The organism is Thalassovita sp., assembly GCF_963691685.1.
Classification (GTDB): Bacteria; Pseudomonadota; Alphaproteobacteria; order Rhodobacterales; family Rhodobacteraceae; genus Thalassobius.
On record NZ_OY829290.1, the window covers coordinates 2996488 to 3010739 of the forward strand.

At 60.7% G+C, this 14252-nt stretch carries 16 protein-coding genes; 8 read left to right on the top strand and 8 right to left on the bottom strand.

Features of this window, described 5'->3' with window-relative positions:
* Positions 1 to 3: 3 nt before the first annotated feature.
* On the bottom strand, positions 4 to 882 hold the full coding sequence (locus tag ACORLH_RS14350; RefSeq protein WP_321829045.1) for a LysR family transcriptional regulator: 879 nt from the start codon (positions 880 to 882) through the stop codon (positions 4 to 6).
* Positions 883 to 984: 102 nt separating this feature from the next.
* Between ACORLH_RS14350 and tmpA the strand changes: the two genes are divergently transcribed.
* From tmpA to ACORLH_RS14375, 5 genes are all read left to right on the top strand, one after another.
* Positions 985 to 2124: a TauD/TfdA family dioxygenase gene (gene tmpA, locus ACORLH_RS14355; RefSeq protein ID WP_321829046.1), complete on the top strand. Its 1140-nt coding sequence runs from the start codon at positions 985 to 987 to the stop codon at positions 2122 to 2124.
* A complete protein-coding gene (gene tmpB, locus ACORLH_RS14360) occupies positions 2121 to 2714 on the top strand; it encodes an HD domain-containing protein (RefSeq protein ID WP_321829047.1) in 594 nt (197 codons plus the stop codon). The genes tmpA and tmpB overlap by 4 nt, the downstream gene beginning before the upstream one ends.
* Entirely contained in the window at positions 2711 to 3379 is a 669-nt protein-coding gene (locus ACORLH_RS14365) for an ureidoglycolate lyase (RefSeq protein ID WP_321829048.1), read from the top strand. The genes tmpB and ACORLH_RS14365 overlap by 4 nt, the downstream gene beginning before the upstream one ends.
* 3 nt (positions 3380 to 3382) lie before the next feature.
* Positions 3383 to 4210, top strand: a complete 828-nt coding sequence (locus tag ACORLH_RS14370) for an alkaline phosphatase family protein (RefSeq protein ID WP_321829049.1) — start codon at positions 3383 to 3385, stop codon at positions 4208 to 4210.
* 90 nt (positions 4211 to 4300) lie between these two features.
* Positions 4301 to 4981 (top strand): GntR family transcriptional regulator, encoded by a 681-nt coding sequence (locus ACORLH_RS14375; RefSeq protein ID WP_321829050.1) that lies wholly within the window; start codon positions 4301 to 4303, stop codon positions 4979 to 4981.
* Positions 4982 to 5046: 65 nt separating this feature from the next.
* Here the strand turns inward: ACORLH_RS14375 and ACORLH_RS14380 are convergent, their stop codons facing one another.
* From ACORLH_RS14380 to ACORLH_RS14410, 7 genes are read right to left on the bottom strand one after another with little or no spacing between them, the layout of a single operon-like run.
* Positions 5047 to 5913, bottom strand: coding sequence for a dioxygenase (locus ACORLH_RS14380; RefSeq protein ID WP_321829051.1), 867 nt, complete (start codon positions 5911 to 5913; stop codon positions 5047 to 5049).
* 9 nt (positions 5914 to 5922) lie between these two features.
* Positions 5923 to 7230: a TRAP transporter large permease gene (locus tag ACORLH_RS14385; RefSeq protein ID WP_321829052.1), complete on the bottom strand. Its 1308-nt coding sequence runs from the start codon at positions 7228 to 7230 to the stop codon at positions 5923 to 5925.
* Positions 7227 to 7799 carry a TRAP transporter small permease gene (locus ACORLH_RS14390; RefSeq protein ID WP_321829053.1) on the bottom strand — a complete coding sequence of 191 codons (573 nt, stop codon included), beginning with the start codon at positions 7797 to 7799 and terminating at the stop codon, positions 7227 to 7229. The genes ACORLH_RS14385 and ACORLH_RS14390 overlap by 4 nt, the downstream gene beginning before the upstream one ends.
* Positions 7800 to 7839: 40 nt before the next feature.
* Positions 7840 to 8913: a C4-dicarboxylate TRAP transporter substrate-binding protein gene (locus ACORLH_RS14395; protein ID WP_321829054.1), complete on the bottom strand. Its 1074-nt coding sequence runs from the start codon at positions 8911 to 8913 to the stop codon at positions 7840 to 7842.
* A 39-nt stretch (positions 8914 to 8952) separates the two neighbouring features.
* Positions 8953 to 9408, bottom strand: a complete 456-nt coding sequence (locus ACORLH_RS14400; protein WP_321829055.1) for an OsmC family protein — start codon at positions 9406 to 9408, stop codon at positions 8953 to 8955.
* Between the two features lie 7 nt (positions 9409 to 9415).
* Positions 9416 to 10093 (bottom strand): malonic semialdehyde reductase, encoded by a 678-nt coding sequence (locus ACORLH_RS14405; protein WP_321829056.1) that lies wholly within the window; start codon positions 10091 to 10093, stop codon positions 9416 to 9418.
* Complete coding sequence (locus ACORLH_RS14410) at positions 10090 to 10950, bottom strand: fumarylacetoacetate hydrolase family protein (protein ID WP_321829057.1); 861 nt, start codon at positions 10948 to 10950, stop codon at positions 10090 to 10092. Before ACORLH_RS14410 ends, ACORLH_RS14405 begins: the two co-directional genes overlap by 4 nt.
* A gap of 86 nt (positions 10951 to 11036) precedes the next feature.
* On the opposite strand from ACORLH_RS14410, the gene ACORLH_RS14415 reads away from it, so the two are divergent.
* From ACORLH_RS14415 to ACORLH_RS14425, 3 genes are read left to right on the top strand one after another with little or no spacing between them, the layout of a single operon-like run.
* Entirely contained in the window at positions 11037 to 11423 is a 387-nt protein-coding gene (locus ACORLH_RS14415; protein WP_321829058.1) for a YciI family protein, read from the top strand.
* A 3-nt stretch (positions 11424 to 11426) separates the two neighbouring features.
* Positions 11427 to 12695 (top strand): malonyl-CoA decarboxylase, encoded by a 1269-nt coding sequence (locus ACORLH_RS14420; RefSeq protein WP_321829059.1) that lies wholly within the window; start codon positions 11427 to 11429, stop codon positions 12693 to 12695.
* Between the two features lie 22 nt (positions 12696 to 12717).
* Positions 12718 to 14217: a malonyl-CoA synthase gene (locus tag ACORLH_RS14425; RefSeq protein WP_321829060.1), complete on the top strand. Its 1500-nt coding sequence runs from the start codon at positions 12718 to 12720 to the stop codon at positions 14215 to 14217.
* Positions 14218 to 14252 lie beyond the last annotated feature (35 nt).

Sequence of the window (14252 nt, forward strand, 5' to 3'; positions counted from 1 at the left end):
TCCTCACCCCTTTGACTGAAGCAAAGTGGTGGTCAGGGCGTCCCATTGGCGGCGGCGGATGGCGCGTTTGGAGGCGAGGAGCCAATAGGTTTCGCCATGTGGCAGCACCTCGGATCCCAGTTGCACCAGACGGCCCTCTCGCAGGTCTTCGGTGCAGAGCGGCAGTGAGGCCAGCGCGACGCCGAGGCCTGATTTTGCCGCCTCCAGCGCGGCATGGAAGGTGTCAAAGCGCAGCGCCTCGGCACCGGGGGTGGCGGGCAATCCAAAGGCGCGGGTGAAGGCGTGCCAGTCCGGCCTCGGGCCGGTGCAAGCAATGCGAGGCAGGGCGGTCCAGTCCCCCTGCCCTGGCCCCTGCGCCAGCAGCTGCGGGGCAGCAACCGGAGCCAGCTCCTCATCATAAAGCGGCATTTGATAGTGATGCGGCCAGTCGCCGGCGCCATAACGGATCTGGATCACCTCATCCAATGTCGCACTCTGGCCGCCAAGCACATAGGATTGCACGGAAATTGACGCCCCTGTGACGCGCTCAACCTCGGCCAGACGGGGGACGAGAAACAGCGCAATCACCGACTGGCTGGCGGAAAAGGTCAGATGGGTGCGGTCGCGCGCAAACAGCATCTCCGAGCTTTCGCTCAACTCCTGCAGCGCCGCCTGCACATGGGGCAGCCAGGCCTCGCCTTCAACACTCAGCGTAATTGTGCGCGCCTGCCGCAGGAACAGCTGTGCGCCCAGATGCGCCTCCAGCTGGCTGATGCGTTGGCTGATCGCGGGCTGGGTCAACCCGGTTTCGCGGGCAGCGGCGGTAAAACTGCCCAGCCGTGCGGCCGCCTCAAAGGCGCGGATCCATTCCAGTTGCGGCAGTTGAAAGCTGGGCTCTTGCATAAATCAAACCGATACTCAGAGGGCATTTTTCTGATTTGAGTTTATAATGGGAATGGCTGACAAGGAAGCCACAGATGACTGAGCCAGCCTGAAAGGTGCCCCATGCAAGCTCTTCTCGACGCCAGTGGCGATTTCCTCACCCTTGACAGCAATGACGGCGCTTTGCGATTCCACGCCATTTGGCTGCGCGACAATGCGCCGGATCCTGAGACCCGCGCGCCGGGCAATGGCCAGCGGCTGATTGCGCTGCGCGACATTCCCGCCGACACGCGGATCAGCGCCTGCGCGGTCACCGCCGCCGGGCTGGAGGTCAGCTTTGCCCCGGAAGGCAAAACCGTGGTCTTTGATCCTAACTGGCTGATCGCCCATGCCTATGATCGCGCAGCACCCGAGGGGCGCGGCTGGCTGCAACCGGATATCTCCACCTGGGACAGTGGGCTGCAAAACGATGTGCCCACCGGCCAATTCGCCGAACTTTCCACCCGTGGCAGCGCCTTTGATGACTGGATTGACGCCGTCGCGCGCTATGGTTTTGGCAAGATTGAGGGCGGGCCGATCGCCGATGGGGCGCTGTTTCAGGTTGTTGATCTGTTTGGCCATGTGCGCGAAACCAACTATGGCCGCCACTTTGAGGTCCGCACTGAGGTGAACCCCACCAACCTGGCCTTCACCGGGCTGGGGCTGCAGGCCCATACTGATAACCCCTACCGGGATCCCGTGCCCTCCATTCAGGTGCTCTATTGCCTCGAAAGCTCGGCCGCGGGCGGGGAAAACATGGTGGTTGACGGTTTTGCCTGCGCCCGCCGTTTGCAGGCAGAAAACCCGGCCTATTTCGATGCGCTGGCCAACCACTGCGCCCATTTCGAATATGCCGGCGAAGAAGGTGTCTGCCTGACCGCGCGCCGTCCGATGATCGAACTGGCGCCTGATGGCGAACTGGTGGGCGTGCGGTTCAACAACCGCTCCCTCGCGGCGGTGACCGATATTCCGTTTGATCAGATGGCGCTGTGGTATGCGGCCTATCGCCGGCTGGGTGAAATCATCGATGACCCGGCGATGGAGGTGACATTCCGTCTGGAACCGGGGGAAGGGTTTGTTGTCGACAACACCCGTGTGCTGCATGCCCGCAAGGCCTATTCCGGCACCGGCACCCGTTGGCTGCAGGGCTGTTACGCGGATAAGGACGGCCTGCGCTCCACCCGTGATGCCCGCCGTCGTGCATTGCAGGAGGCGGCGGAATGAGCGTCACCGTAAACGATCTGAACGCCGACAACATTGTGGAATTCCTCGCCTCGATCTTTGAACGGCGCGGCGCTGAGGAATATCTGGGCGAGCCTGTAACCATGGGCGAACATATGCTGCAGGGCGCCACAATCGCTGAGCAGAACAACCAACCGGATGAGATCATCGTGGGTGCGCTGCTGCATGACATCGGTCATTTCACGTCCGAGTTTGGCACCTTCACCATGGATGACACCGAAGACCGCCACCACGAAGATGCCGGCGCTGAGGTGCTGGAACAGTTCTTCCCTTCGGTGGTGACCGATTGCTGTCGCTATCACGTTGCCGCCAAACGGTATCTCTGTGCCACCAAGCCCAGCTATTTTGATCGCCTGTCCGAGGCCTCCATCCACTCGCTGAACCTGCAGGGCGGCCCGATGTCCGCCGAAGAGGTGGCCGAGTTCGAAAAGAACCCCAACCTCAAAGAGATCATTGCGGTGCGCTATCTGGATGAGGCGGGTAAAATCGCTGATATGGAGACCCCGGATTTCCGTCACTTTGCCCCACGGGTACAGCGGCTGGTCGATGCCCATATGCGGGGCCAGTCATGAGCGCGCCTGAGTATATGTTTGAAGCCAGCAGCAAACCGTCGCTGCCCTGGCATGAGGTGCCGCTGATCCGCGCCACCAATGACAGCCTCAAGGGCTATGGCCAGCTGGTCGAGGACCCTGCCACCTTTGACATTGAAATCACCCGTTGGCCGCAACAGGGCTGGCGGCCGATTGATGAGGGCACCGGCGATGAAGGTGGCTATGTCGAAGGCACGTTCAAATGCGACTGGCGCGGGGATGTGCTTTATGGCGAAAACGAAGCGGTGAAAGGCAACTATGTTCTGGGCTGGTCGAACGATCCGCAAAAGGCCCGCACCGACAGCCAGACCGCCCCACGGGATCAGGTGCTGTTGTGGCATATGAACTACCACCCCGATGGCGGGCAGCTGTTCTTTCCGCTGGACCGAAAACCCTTCATCGTGCCCGCCGCCCTGCCCGGTGACAATCTGAGCCCGGAAAAGGTTGTGGCCTTCTGGGGCGATGGCAGCGCCGGGATCTACATCCATGCCGGCATCTGGCACGAAGGTGTCTTCCCGGTCGAGGACAGCCAGCGGTTTCTGGACCGTCAGGGCGCGGTTCATGCCCGTGTCAGCGCCGATATCGGCAAGGAATTTGGCGTCTACCTCAGCTGCCCATTGAGCGCTGACAAGGTGAAGGATCTCTAAACGATGACCAAAACCTGTCTGATCATCATCGATGGGCTGCGCGAGGACACCGCGCGCAAATGTTGCGACTGGCTCATGGGCTCGGTGGCCAAGGGCGATGCCCGCCTCTGGACCATGCAGGCCTGCCTGCCCACCATCTCGGCGCCGCTTTATGAAACGATCCACACCGGGCTAGCCCCGGCAGATCATGGGCTGATGGACAACGAAGGCCTGCGCCCCTGCCCCCACCCCAATGTGTTCAGCGCCTTGCAGGGCGCAGGCAAAACCAGTGGCGTGGTGGGCCATAGCTATTTCCACAGCCTGTTTGCCGGATCCGCCTTTGACCCGTTTGACCATGTGGAGGTGGACGATCCGCACAGCGCGATCACCCATGGCCGCTACTACAGCATGGATGGCTATGACGCCGACAATGCGGTGCAACCGGCGGAGGTGGATCTTTGTGGCCAGCTCTGGGGCATCGCCAGACGGCACGCGCCGGATTACCTTCTGCTGCATTCCTCCAGCTGTGACACGCTGGGGCACACCCACACCGGGCTGGGGGCGGCCTATGAACGGCAGGCCGGCAAGGTCGACAAGGCCCTGGCCCAGCTGATCCCTCGCCTACGGGAGGCAGGTTATCAGGTGCTGATCACCGCCGATCACGGCATGGATGAACACGGCGATCACGGCGGCGATGCGCCGTCTTTGGTTAACGTGCCCTTCTTTGCCTTCGACACGGCCATCACCGCACCAGAGGGGCAGGTTTTGGATCAACGCGCCCTTGCGCCAACGATCCTGTCTTTGTTAGGGGTTGCCGCGCCGGATACCATGAAGGCCGCGCCCTTGGCCTAATCGGCGCCGCGCCCCATTCGGCAACGCATGGGGCGCAGAAAAATATACGCTTTTCATTGAATACCTTCTGAAAAACGATATTTTAGCAGCATGGACAAATCCACGCTCGCCCCGACCCAGCCCGCCGAAACGGCCAATACCTCAGCCACGCAGCTCGCCTATCAGGCGTTGCGGCGCATGATTGTGGTGGGCGAGCTGCCGCCGGGTGAAAAACTCAAGATCGAACGGCTGCGGCAGGTGCTGGACACCGGTGCCTCACCCGTGCGCGAAGCGCTGAGCCTGCTGACCTCAGATCAGCTGGTGGAACGGATTGACCAGCGGGGCTTTCGCACCGCCGCCGTCAGCAAAGCCAACTTTGAGGAAATCCTGCGCCTGCGCTGCTACCTGGAAGAAATGGCGCTGCGCCAGTCCATTGCCGCCGCAGATGAGGCCTGGGAAGAACGCGCCGTTCTGGTCCATCACCGGATGGTGCGCCAGCCGCGCGAAGATGTTGAGGTGTTTGAACAGCGGCACAAGGATTTCCACATGGCCCTGCTGGAGGCCTGCGGATCCCCCATTTTGCTGAAGTTCTGCACCCAGCTTTATGATCTGAACATCCGCTACCGCTATCTGGCGGAACAGGCCAGCGGCTACAAAAAGCGCGACATTGGCAAAGAACACGCGGAAATCCTTGAGGCGGCCATCAACCGCGATGCGGATCTGGCGGTGGAGCGTCTGCTGCATCACTACCGCCAGACCGGTGCTTATCTGACGGCCCAGTTCCCCGAATAGGGCCACTCCCCCATGAGATCGGAAAACTGGGCCAGGGATCTGGCCCAGGCCACCTGTGCGGCGGCTTATTCGGCGGCCAACACCAGATCAAAGTCAACCCGCGAGTAGGCCTCAGGCACCTGCCCTGACAGGGCAAAACCTTCAGGGAAGCTGCCAGCGGGTTGGGGTTCATAAGTCATCACCAGATCGCTGCGCACCCCAAAGACCGTATCTTCGTCAAGGTAGGGGTCATCATCCGGGAAAACCTCGGTCACCAGATTGCGGAAGCCCTTGGCGGACACGATGTAATGCAGATGTGACGGCCGCCACGGATGCCGCCCTGCCGCGCGAAGGATGTCCCCCACCGGCCCGTCATCAGGCACCGTGTAACTGACCGGACGCACCGTGGTGAACGCATAGCGGCCGTTTTCATCAGCCTTCATCAGACCATGGAACGAATGAATGTCCTGATCCGGGTCCTGACTGGAATACAGCCCGTTTGGCGCGGTCTGCCAGATATCAATCTCCGCCCCTGGGATCGGGTTGCCCTCGGTGTCACGCACCGTGCCTTCGACCAGCAGTACCTCACCCTCAAAGTCACGCTTCATGTCGCCGCCAATTTCCAGCGGCGGCGGGTTGGACACGTGGAACGGCCCCAGCACCGAGGAACTGGTCGCATCCTCACGCGAATGCAGCATATCAACCAGTGAGGACAGGCCCAGCACATCCGACAGCAGCACAAACTCATGCCGCTCAGGCGTGGTGATGTCACCGGCGCGGGTCAGGAAATCGATCCCCACCTGCCATTCCTCATGGGTCAGGTTCACTTCGCGGGCAAAGTCATGGATGTGACGGGCCAGCGCCCCCAGAACTTCACGGACCCGCGGATCTGTATCCTCGCCGAAGTAAGAGGTGAAAACCTCAGTGATATTGTCTTTGGTGACGGAACGCATCTGCGCCTCCTAGTTCAGAATTGCGAGGCTGAGCGCCGGGTAGCGGATCAGCAGGATCAGCACGACCAGCATCACAGCCGCGAACGGCAGCGCGCCAAGGAAGACATCCTTCAGCGAAATACGGTCGTCGTTCAGCGTGGCTTTGATCACAAAGCAGGATATGCCAAGCGGCGGGGTCAGCAGGCCAATTTCGGCGCCAACCACAGTGATGATGCCAAACCAGACAAGGCTGAGGCCCATCGGCTCCACCAATGGCAGGAACAGGGGCACCACGATCAGTATGATCGAAGCCGTGTCCAACAACGTTCCAAGGAACAGCATCAGGAGCACATAAAGCACCATGATCCAGAAGAAACTGACCTGACTGGCCGCCAACATATCGCCCAGCTCATTTGGCAGGCCGGCAAGGCCCAACATCCGGCTGTAGATTGAGGCGGCGGTGATCAGGAACAGGATCGACGCGGTGATATGACCGGTTTCCAGAAGCGCCTCCCAGAACCCTTTCAGGGTCATGCGGCCACGCGCCATTGCGATCAGCAGCGCCACAACCGATCCCGCAGCACCGGCCTCCACCGGGGTCAGCCAACCGGTGTAGATACCGCCCAGCACCACCGCGATGATGACGAGGGTTGGCAGGGTTTTCAGCGCAATCTCCCCCCAGGGGATGGGCCGGAAATCATCGGCAGAGCGCCCGCCGACAAAGGCTGGGAAAAACCGCCCCATGAACCAGATCGCCGCCACATAGGCCACCGCCAGCATCAGCCCCGGCACCACACCGGCCAGGAACATTTCGCCCACCGACTGTTCTGCCACAAAGGAATAGATGATCAACATGGCCGAGGGCGGGATGATCATGCCCAGCACCGAAGAGCCTGCCACAACCCCAACCGCAAAGCGCGGGTTGTAATCATATTGCAGCATCTGCGGCACCGAGACTTTGGAAAAGACCGAGGCCGACGCGATTGAGGATCCGGTCACCGCAGCAAAGACCGCATTGGCCCCCACCGTGGCCATGCCGATGCCACCTTTGACCCGGCGAAAGCCGGAGCTCATGACCTCATAGACGTCACTGCCCAGCCCCGCCTTGGAGACGATCAGCCCCATGAAGGTAAACAGCGGCACGGTGGCGAAAGTGTATTCCATCACGCTGTCAGACACCGCAACTTTCAACAGGTTCATCGCCAGATCAAAGTTGTCCCGCATCAGCCAGATCGACACGAAAGACACCACCCCGAGCGTGATGGGGATATAGAGCCCCATATAGATCAGGAAGACGATGGCAGCGACGGACAGCATGCCAATTTCAAGAGGGCTCATTCTTTGTCCTCATGTTCAGGGTCTTGATGTTCGGGCACCCGCACGATGGCGGATTTCTCACCCGCTCCGATCACTTTCAGCGCAAAAATCACCACACACAGGGCCGCGCTGAGGAAGATCGTCAGTTTCACCGGCCACCAGGGCGCCGTGAAGACACCGGGCACGCCAAAGAAGTCTTGGGTTTCCCACATTTCTACAAATTCCGGCCAGATCGCCACGGTGATCAGCGCCATAAACACGGCCGAGATCGTATCGATGATGCGGCGGATCTGCGCGGCCAGCTTGGGGCGTTTGAGGGCAATCACCCCCAAAAACCCATCTGATCGTGTCAGGCGGTTCACCCGCACCACATCCGGCAATTGCAGGAACACGATCAGCACCATGGAGAACTGCACCACCTCCACCGCACCTAAGAAGGGCGCGTTGAAGACGCCGCGGGCCACCACGTCAAAGTTCACCACCGCCACCAAGCCCAGCACCACCAGGGTGCCGATGGCATTGGCGCCGATGGCCAGCGCGTTGCCCAGTCTGGAAAGGCCCAGAACCATTGAGTTTAAAACAGTCGACATAATTGGGTCCGGCCCTTTCCGTTAACGCACGTGGGGGGGCTTATTCAGCGGCCCAGTCGCGCACACCGGCGTAGCCAGAGGCCTGCAGCTTGGCGAGGTAGGCGTTCAGCATTTCGGAACCCGGTTCGCCTTTGCCGTCCAGACCTTCAGCCCATTCCGCGGCGATGTTTGGCATCGCATCGGCCCAGGCTTTGCGGTCTTCCATGGAAACCTCAACAATGGTGCCACCGGCTGCAACATAGGCGTCGCGGCTTTCTTGTGCCCGTTCCATCGCAATGCCCGCCACGTGATCGCGGTACATCACCGCCACCTCTTGCAGGGCGACCTTCACCTCATCCGGCAGGCCCTTCCAGTAATCGGCATTGACGGTGATCGTCTTGGAGTTCACCGCGCCCAGATCGACCCGCAGCATATGCGGTGCCACTTCAGCGATCTTGAAGGTCTTGGCCGCCTCAGGCCACAGCATGGCTTTGTCCACCAGACCGGTCTGCAGCATGTTGTAGAAATCGGTCAGACCACCGCGCACACCCGCGGCACCATCGATGCCTTCCAGATAGCGCAGGTTCATCCCGGCGCCTGCCACCTTGGCGCCCTGCATGTCAGCAGGCGTGGCAATCGGGTCTTTTGAGAACACCTGATAGGTGTCCAGCACCACACCAGTGGCCAGATAGACCTGGTTCTGCTTTTCAAACTCTTTCTGCATGGTGGGGAATTCTTTGGCGATCTCATCCACCGCCTTGGCCACCGCGACCGAGTCTGCTGCAACAAAGGGGGTCACCGCCGAAATCGCCTGGCTGGGCAGTTTCGATGAGTGGAAAATGGTGGTGACAATACCGATGTCGCCCAGCCCCAGTTTCACCCCTTCCAGAACGCCTTTGGGCTTCACGATGGAGCCGCCATAGCTTTCCTGCCAGTCCATCTTGTAGTTGCCGGTTTCGGCCAGTTTCTTATCCACCTCGGGGATAAAGAAGTTGGTGAATTCCTTCACCCACAGGGCGCGCGCCGGGTAGCCATCAATGACCACAGCCTTGATGGTTTCTGTTGCAAACCCCGGCACTGCCGAAATCGCGGTCAATGCGGCCCCGAGGGCCAAACCTTTTGAAAATACAGACATCATCTTCCTCCCTTGATTTTGCCTTCGCTCCTCACTGCCTCAGCCTTTGGACCAGATAACCTCCACATCTGTTCCGGCTGCGACAAACATTTTCGACACCGCGCAATAATTCGCGGTTTCTTCTGCAACCCGCTCCAGATCAGCTTGCTCTGCCGAGCCATGTGCAGTCACGGACAAACGGATTGCAGTGAACGGGATGTCGATTTCCTCCATCAGCATCACGCCCCGACGGTCGAAATCGACCACCATCTCAAAGCTGAGGTTGCCGATATCGACCCCCAGCTTATCGGCACATTTGTGCCCGATCGTATTGGTGCAGCCGATCAGCGCTGCATAGGCGGTTTCCGTCGGCGAAAAGCCCAAATTGGTGCCGCCGCGTTCCACCGGTTCGTCAATGGTTGAGGTCAGATCGCGCACCATCACATCGCAATGCGAGTGGCTGTGCCCCTGCCCGTTCATCCGAACCTTGATTGTGGATTTTTGCCGTATCGCCATCTAAGCCTCACGCATAAGAACAGGCCTGCGCAAATGAAAAACGGGGCAACCGCTGGAACAGAGCCGTTTCATCCGCATAGCCAAGATTACACAGGAAATTTGACCGCATCGATGTGCCGGCAAAGAACTCCTGATCGACAATTTCGTTGGAAAATCCGCTCATTGCGCCGACATCCAGCCCAAGGGCACGGGCGGCGATCATGAAATAGGCACCCTGCAAAGTGCCGTTGCGCAGGGCGGTGATTTCGCAATGTTCGGGCTTGCCTTCAAAGAAGGGGCGCCGGTCCTCATGGGGAAACAGAAACGGCAGATCCTGCCAGAACTCCAGATCATGGGCAATGATCGCCGTCACCGGCGCCGCCATCATCTTGTCGATGTTCTTGGCTTTCAGGGATTTCGCCAGCCGTTCCTTGCCCGCCTCTGAGGTGACAAAGACAAACCGCGCCGGGCAGGTGTTCATGCTGGTCGGCCCTGAGGCGGTGATCTCATAAAGCGCATGCAGTATCTCATCGGAAACCGGGCGGTCCTGCCAGGCATAATGCGACCGGGCCCCGCGCAGGATCAGATCGATACCATCCGCACTCAGCGCGGTTTTGCGCGCCCGCAGCGCCTGAACATCGGCCTGAGCGGCGGCGCGCAGCCGCTCCAACTCTTCACCGACAGGGGCATTTACAGCGGCAGTCATTCCGCCGCCCCTGCATAGGCCTCGGCCTCATCCACAATCGGGCTGGCGCAGATTCCGATGCCTTCGATTTCGACCTCAACCATCTCACCGGGGCGCAGCCAGCGGGGCGGCGTTTTGGCGTGGCCCACACCCGGGGGCGTGCCCATGGCGATCAGATCACCCTCTTCCAGGGTGGTGTATTCTGAAATGGTGGCAATGGTTTTGGCCACAGACCACATCATGTCCGAGGTGGTGGCGCTTTGCAGGATCTCATCACCCACGCGGCTCTCGATCTTCAGGCCCGTCGCCCCCTCGGGCAGCTCATCGGGCGTGACCACAAAGGGACCAATCGCGCCAGTGTCGTCAAAGTTCTTGCCCGGCGTCCACTGGTGGGTTTTGCGCTGATAGTCGCGCACCGAGCCGTCATTAAACACCGTGTAGCCAAAGACATGGCTCAGCGCCTGATCTTCACTGATATGACGGCCACCTTTGCCGACGATCAGCATCAGTTCGACCTCATAATCCAACTTTTCCGAACAGCTGGGCCGCACCATCGGCGCGCCGGCCGGCATGATGGAATTGCGCGCCCGCATGAACAGCGCCGGATATTCGGGGATGTCATAGCCCCCCTCTTTGATGTGATCGACGTAGTTCAGACCCAGGCAAATAATCTTGCCGGGCTCTGCCACGGGCAATGCCGGGGTGATCTCCGCCACCGCAACATCCGGGCCGGGCAGCGCATCATAGTCGGGCGCAATTGCACCGGACTGGATCATCCCCATCAGGTCGTCCCCTGCATCTGCGATCAACCGGGCCTGATCGCCCGACACCAGAAAGACGCCAGATGCAGCGTCCGCCTTACCAACAAGGAATTTCATTTTTCCTCTCCCTAACTTTCCTTCACATTTGACGATTATTCATGCTACTGTCAATAAATATCGATATTTTTACTTGGGAGCCGAAAATGCCGACTTGGGGAGAATACAAAAGCCACGCACAGGAGCGCGGCGCGCTGGCGCTGGAGCTTTATGTTGTTGAGTCAACGCCTTCTGAGGATGGGCCACCTGTGCCAGAGGTGCTGCCGGACCACCTGGCCTATCAGCGGGATCTGGAAGTGGCGGGCAATCTGGCCTTTGCCGGCCCGATGTCCGATGACAGCGGTGAGATGATGCTGGGCACCGGTTTGATCGTCTACCGCGCCGATTCGCTGGAGCACGCACGCCGTTTGGCCGAGGGCGATCCGATGCATCAACGCGGCGCTCGCAGCTTCCGCCTGCGCCGCTGGCTGATCAATGAGGGGTCGCTGCAGCTGTCGGTCGGGCTGTCGACCAACACGGTTAAACTGGGCTGAGACATGGCGCGCGCAACCGCTGTATCTGAGTTTCTGACCGGCCTGTTTGACCGCCGCTGGATTGGCGGCCCCAAGCTGGAGGCGCAACCGATTGAGGATCTGTGCCGGGCCCTGTTGTCGACCAGCGGTCAGGTCTCGGGCCGTCAGATCGCCAGCGCCATCCTGCGCCGCTATGGCGGTCTGGACGCGACCGAAAAACTGGCCTTCTTCCATTTCCTGAACGATGCGCTGGATCTGAACGCCAGCGAAGTGGCCGATCTGGCCGCCGCCTATGGCCATGATCCCAGCCCCAAGGCCTTTGCCGCCCTGTCCCGCGCCGCCGAACCCCAACGTCAGGAGCTGTTTCGCCGCCTCAATCAGGCCGAAGGCGCCACCGCCCAACTGGTGCGGATGCGGGTGGATCTTCTGCGCCTGCTCAAGGAGCACCCGACGCTCAAACGCAGCGATATGGACCTGACCCATCTGCTGCGCAGCTGGTTCAACCGCGGCTTTCTGGTGCTGAAACAGATCAGCTGGGACACACCCGCCAGCATCCTGGAAAAGATCGTCGCCTATGAGGCGGTGCATGAAATTCAGGACTGGGATGATCTGCGCCGCCGCCTACATCCGCCGGACCGGCGCTGTTTTGCCTTTTTCCACCCCGCCATGCCGGATGAACCGCTGATCTTTGTTGAGGTCGCCCTGACTGAGGCGGTGCCGGGCTCGATCCAGGCGGTGCTGGCCGAGGACCGCGCACAGCTGGAGATTGAGGCCGCGCGCACAGCCGTGTTCTATTCCATCTCCAACTGTCAGAAAGGGCTTGCCGGGATCAGCTTCGGCAACCTTCTGATCAAACAGGTGGCCTCGGAACTGGCGCAGGCGCTGCCACAGCTGACAACTTTTGTCACTTTGTCACCTATTCCCGGCCTGCGCCGCTGGGCTGAGGGCGAAGGCATCACGCCTCCGCCCGCCCCTGGTGATCTGGCTGCGCATTACCTTCTGAACGCCCGCCGCAGCGATGGGCTGCCGGTGGATCCTGTGGCGCGGTTCCATCTGGGCAACGGCGCCGCCGTGCTGGAGGTGCATGAGGCCGCCGACGCCAGCCCCAAAGGGGCGGCGCAATCATATGGGGTGATGGTGAACTATCACTATGACCTCAGCCAGACCGAGCGCAATCATGAGGACTTCGCCCTCAATCAGACGATTGCCGCCTCCAAATCCCTCAAAGCCAAGGCCCGCGCCGCGCAGACCCAGCTGCCCGGCCCCCAACAATCCGGCCCAACCGACAGCTGATCCCCAAATAATGAGACCGAAGATGACCAATACGCTTTATGATGCGCTGATCGGGCGCCACGCCAGCCAAGAGGTGGTGTTTCTGGAAACCGACGACGGCAGCCGTATCACCTATGCCCAGTTTATCGCCCGCGCCGCGCAATTTGCCCATGTTCTGGTGCAAAACGGCGTCAGCCCCGGCGACCGTTTGGTGGTTCAGGCGCCAAAACGCTGGGAGGTGCTGGCGCTCTATGCGGCCAGCCTGCAGGCCGGGGCGGTCTACCTGCCGCTGAACACCGCCTACACCACTGAGGAGCTGCGCTATTTCATTGGCGATGCGGCCCCTAAACTGGTGCTTTGCACCCCCGATGCGCAGGCCGCCCTCACCCCCATCGCCGAAGCCAGCGCCGCGGCCCTGCTGACGCTGGATGCAGCTGGCATGGGCAGTCTGGCAGAGGCGGCGCAATCCTGCCCCGAAGAGTTTCAAACGGTGCCCCGTGGCCCCGATGATCTGGCCGCGCTGCTTTACACCTCCGGCACCACCGGACGGTCCAAGGGCGCAATGCTGACCCATGGCAATATGCTCTCCAACGCCGAAGCGCTGGTCGCTCTCTGGCAGATCACCGAAGCGGATCGCTTGATCCATGCCCTGCCCATTTTCCACACCCACGGGCTGTTTGTGGCCATGAACACCGCGCTGCTGGCCGGGGTTGAGGTGCGGCTGATGGAACGGTTTTCCCCTGACCAGATCCTTGCTGAGCTGCCCCACTCGACAATGCTGATGGGCGTGCCGACCTTTTACACCCGCCTGCTGGGTGATGCCCGGTTGACCCGCGCCGCCTGCGCCCAGATGCGGCTGTTCATCTCGGGCAGCGCGCCCCTGCTGGCGGAAACCCATGAGGCGTTTGAAGCCCGCAGCGGCCACCGCATCCTGGAACGCTACGGCATGACCGAAACCAACATGAACACCTCAAACCCCTATGACGGCGCGCGTCGCGCCGGCACTGTGGGCAAACCCCTGCCCGGGGTTGAGGTGCAGATCACCCAAGACGGCCAGCCCCTGGCACAGGGTGAGATCGGCATGATCGAGGTCCGCGGCCCAAATGTGTTTAAGGGCTATTGGAACATGCCGGACAAAACTGCCGAAGAGCTGCGCGACAGTGGCTACTTCATCACAGGCGATCTGGGCCGGATCGATGATCAGGGCTACCTGTCCATCGTGGGGCGTGAAAAGGACCTGATCATCTCCGGTGGCTACAACATCTACCCCAAAGAGATTGAAGATGTGTTAAACGACATCCCCGGCGTGCTGGAAAGTGCGGTCTACGGCGTGGCAGACGCCGATTTTGGCGAAGCGGTCTGCGCCGCCATCGTGGCTGAGCCGGGCACTGAGGTGCCCCAAGAGGTGCTGCAAACAGAGGTCGCGCAGAAGCTGGCCCGGTTCAAACATCCCCGCCACTACCGCATGCTGCCGGAACTGCCCCGCAACACGATGGGTAAAGTGCAGAAAAACATCCTGCGACAAGAGTTTACGCCCAGTTAAAGTCGCTGACAGGGGTGAGGCCCCGACCTCGCCCC

Excerpts from the sequence above, each read along its gene's own strand:
- ACORLH_RS14350 (WP_321829045.1), bottom strand. The coding sequence starts at position 882 with ATGCAAGAGCCCAGCTTTCAACTGCCGCAACTGGAATGGATCCGCGCC.
- tmpA (WP_321829046.1), top strand. The coding sequence starts at position 985 with ATGCAAGCTCTTCTCGACGCCAGTGGCGATTTCCTCACCCTTGACAGC.
- tmpB (WP_321829047.1), top strand. The coding sequence starts at position 2,121 with ATGAGCGTCACCGTAAACGATCTGAACGCCGACAACATTGTGGAATTC.
- ACORLH_RS14365 (WP_321829048.1), top strand. The coding sequence starts at position 2,711 with ATGAGCGCGCCTGAGTATATGTTTGAAGCCAGCAGCAAACCGTCGCTG.
- ACORLH_RS14370 (WP_321829049.1), top strand. The coding sequence starts at position 3,383 with ATGACCAAAACCTGTCTGATCATCATCGATGGGCTGCGCGAGGACACC.
- ACORLH_RS14375 (WP_321829050.1), top strand. The coding sequence starts at position 4,301 with ATGGACAAATCCACGCTCGCCCCGACCCAGCCCGCCGAAACGGCCAAT.
- ACORLH_RS14380 (WP_321829051.1), bottom strand. The coding sequence starts at position 5,913 with ATGCGTTCCGTCACCAAAGACAATATCACTGAGGTTTTCACCTCTTAC.
- ACORLH_RS14385 (WP_321829052.1), bottom strand. The coding sequence starts at position 7,230 with ATGAGCCCTCTTGAAATTGGCATGCTGTCCGTCGCTGCCATCGTCTTC.
- ACORLH_RS14390 (WP_321829053.1), bottom strand. The coding sequence starts at position 7,799 with ATGTCGACTGTTTTAAACTCAATGGTTCTGGGCCTTTCCAGACTGGGC.
- ACORLH_RS14395 (WP_321829054.1), bottom strand. The coding sequence starts at position 8,913 with ATGTCTGTATTTTCAAAAGGTTTGGCCCTCGGGGCCGCATTGACCGCG.
- ACORLH_RS14400 (WP_321829055.1), bottom strand. The coding sequence starts at position 9,408 with ATGGCGATACGGCAAAAATCCACAATCAAGGTTCGGATGAACGGGCAG.
- ACORLH_RS14405 (WP_321829056.1), bottom strand. The coding sequence starts at position 10,093 with ATGACTGCCGCTGTAAATGCCCCTGTCGGTGAAGAGTTGGAGCGGCTG.
- ACORLH_RS14410 (WP_321829057.1), bottom strand. The coding sequence starts at position 10,950 with ATGAAATTCCTTGTTGGTAAGGCGGACGCTGCATCTGGCGTCTTTCTG.
- ACORLH_RS14415 (WP_321829058.1), top strand. The coding sequence starts at position 11,037 with ATGCCGACTTGGGGAGAATACAAAAGCCACGCACAGGAGCGCGGCGCG.
- ACORLH_RS14420 (WP_321829059.1), top strand. The coding sequence starts at position 11,427 with ATGGCGCGCGCAACCGCTGTATCTGAGTTTCTGACCGGCCTGTTTGAC.
- ACORLH_RS14425 (WP_321829060.1), top strand. The coding sequence starts at position 12,718 with ATGACCAATACGCTTTATGATGCGCTGATCGGGCGCCACGCCAGCCAA.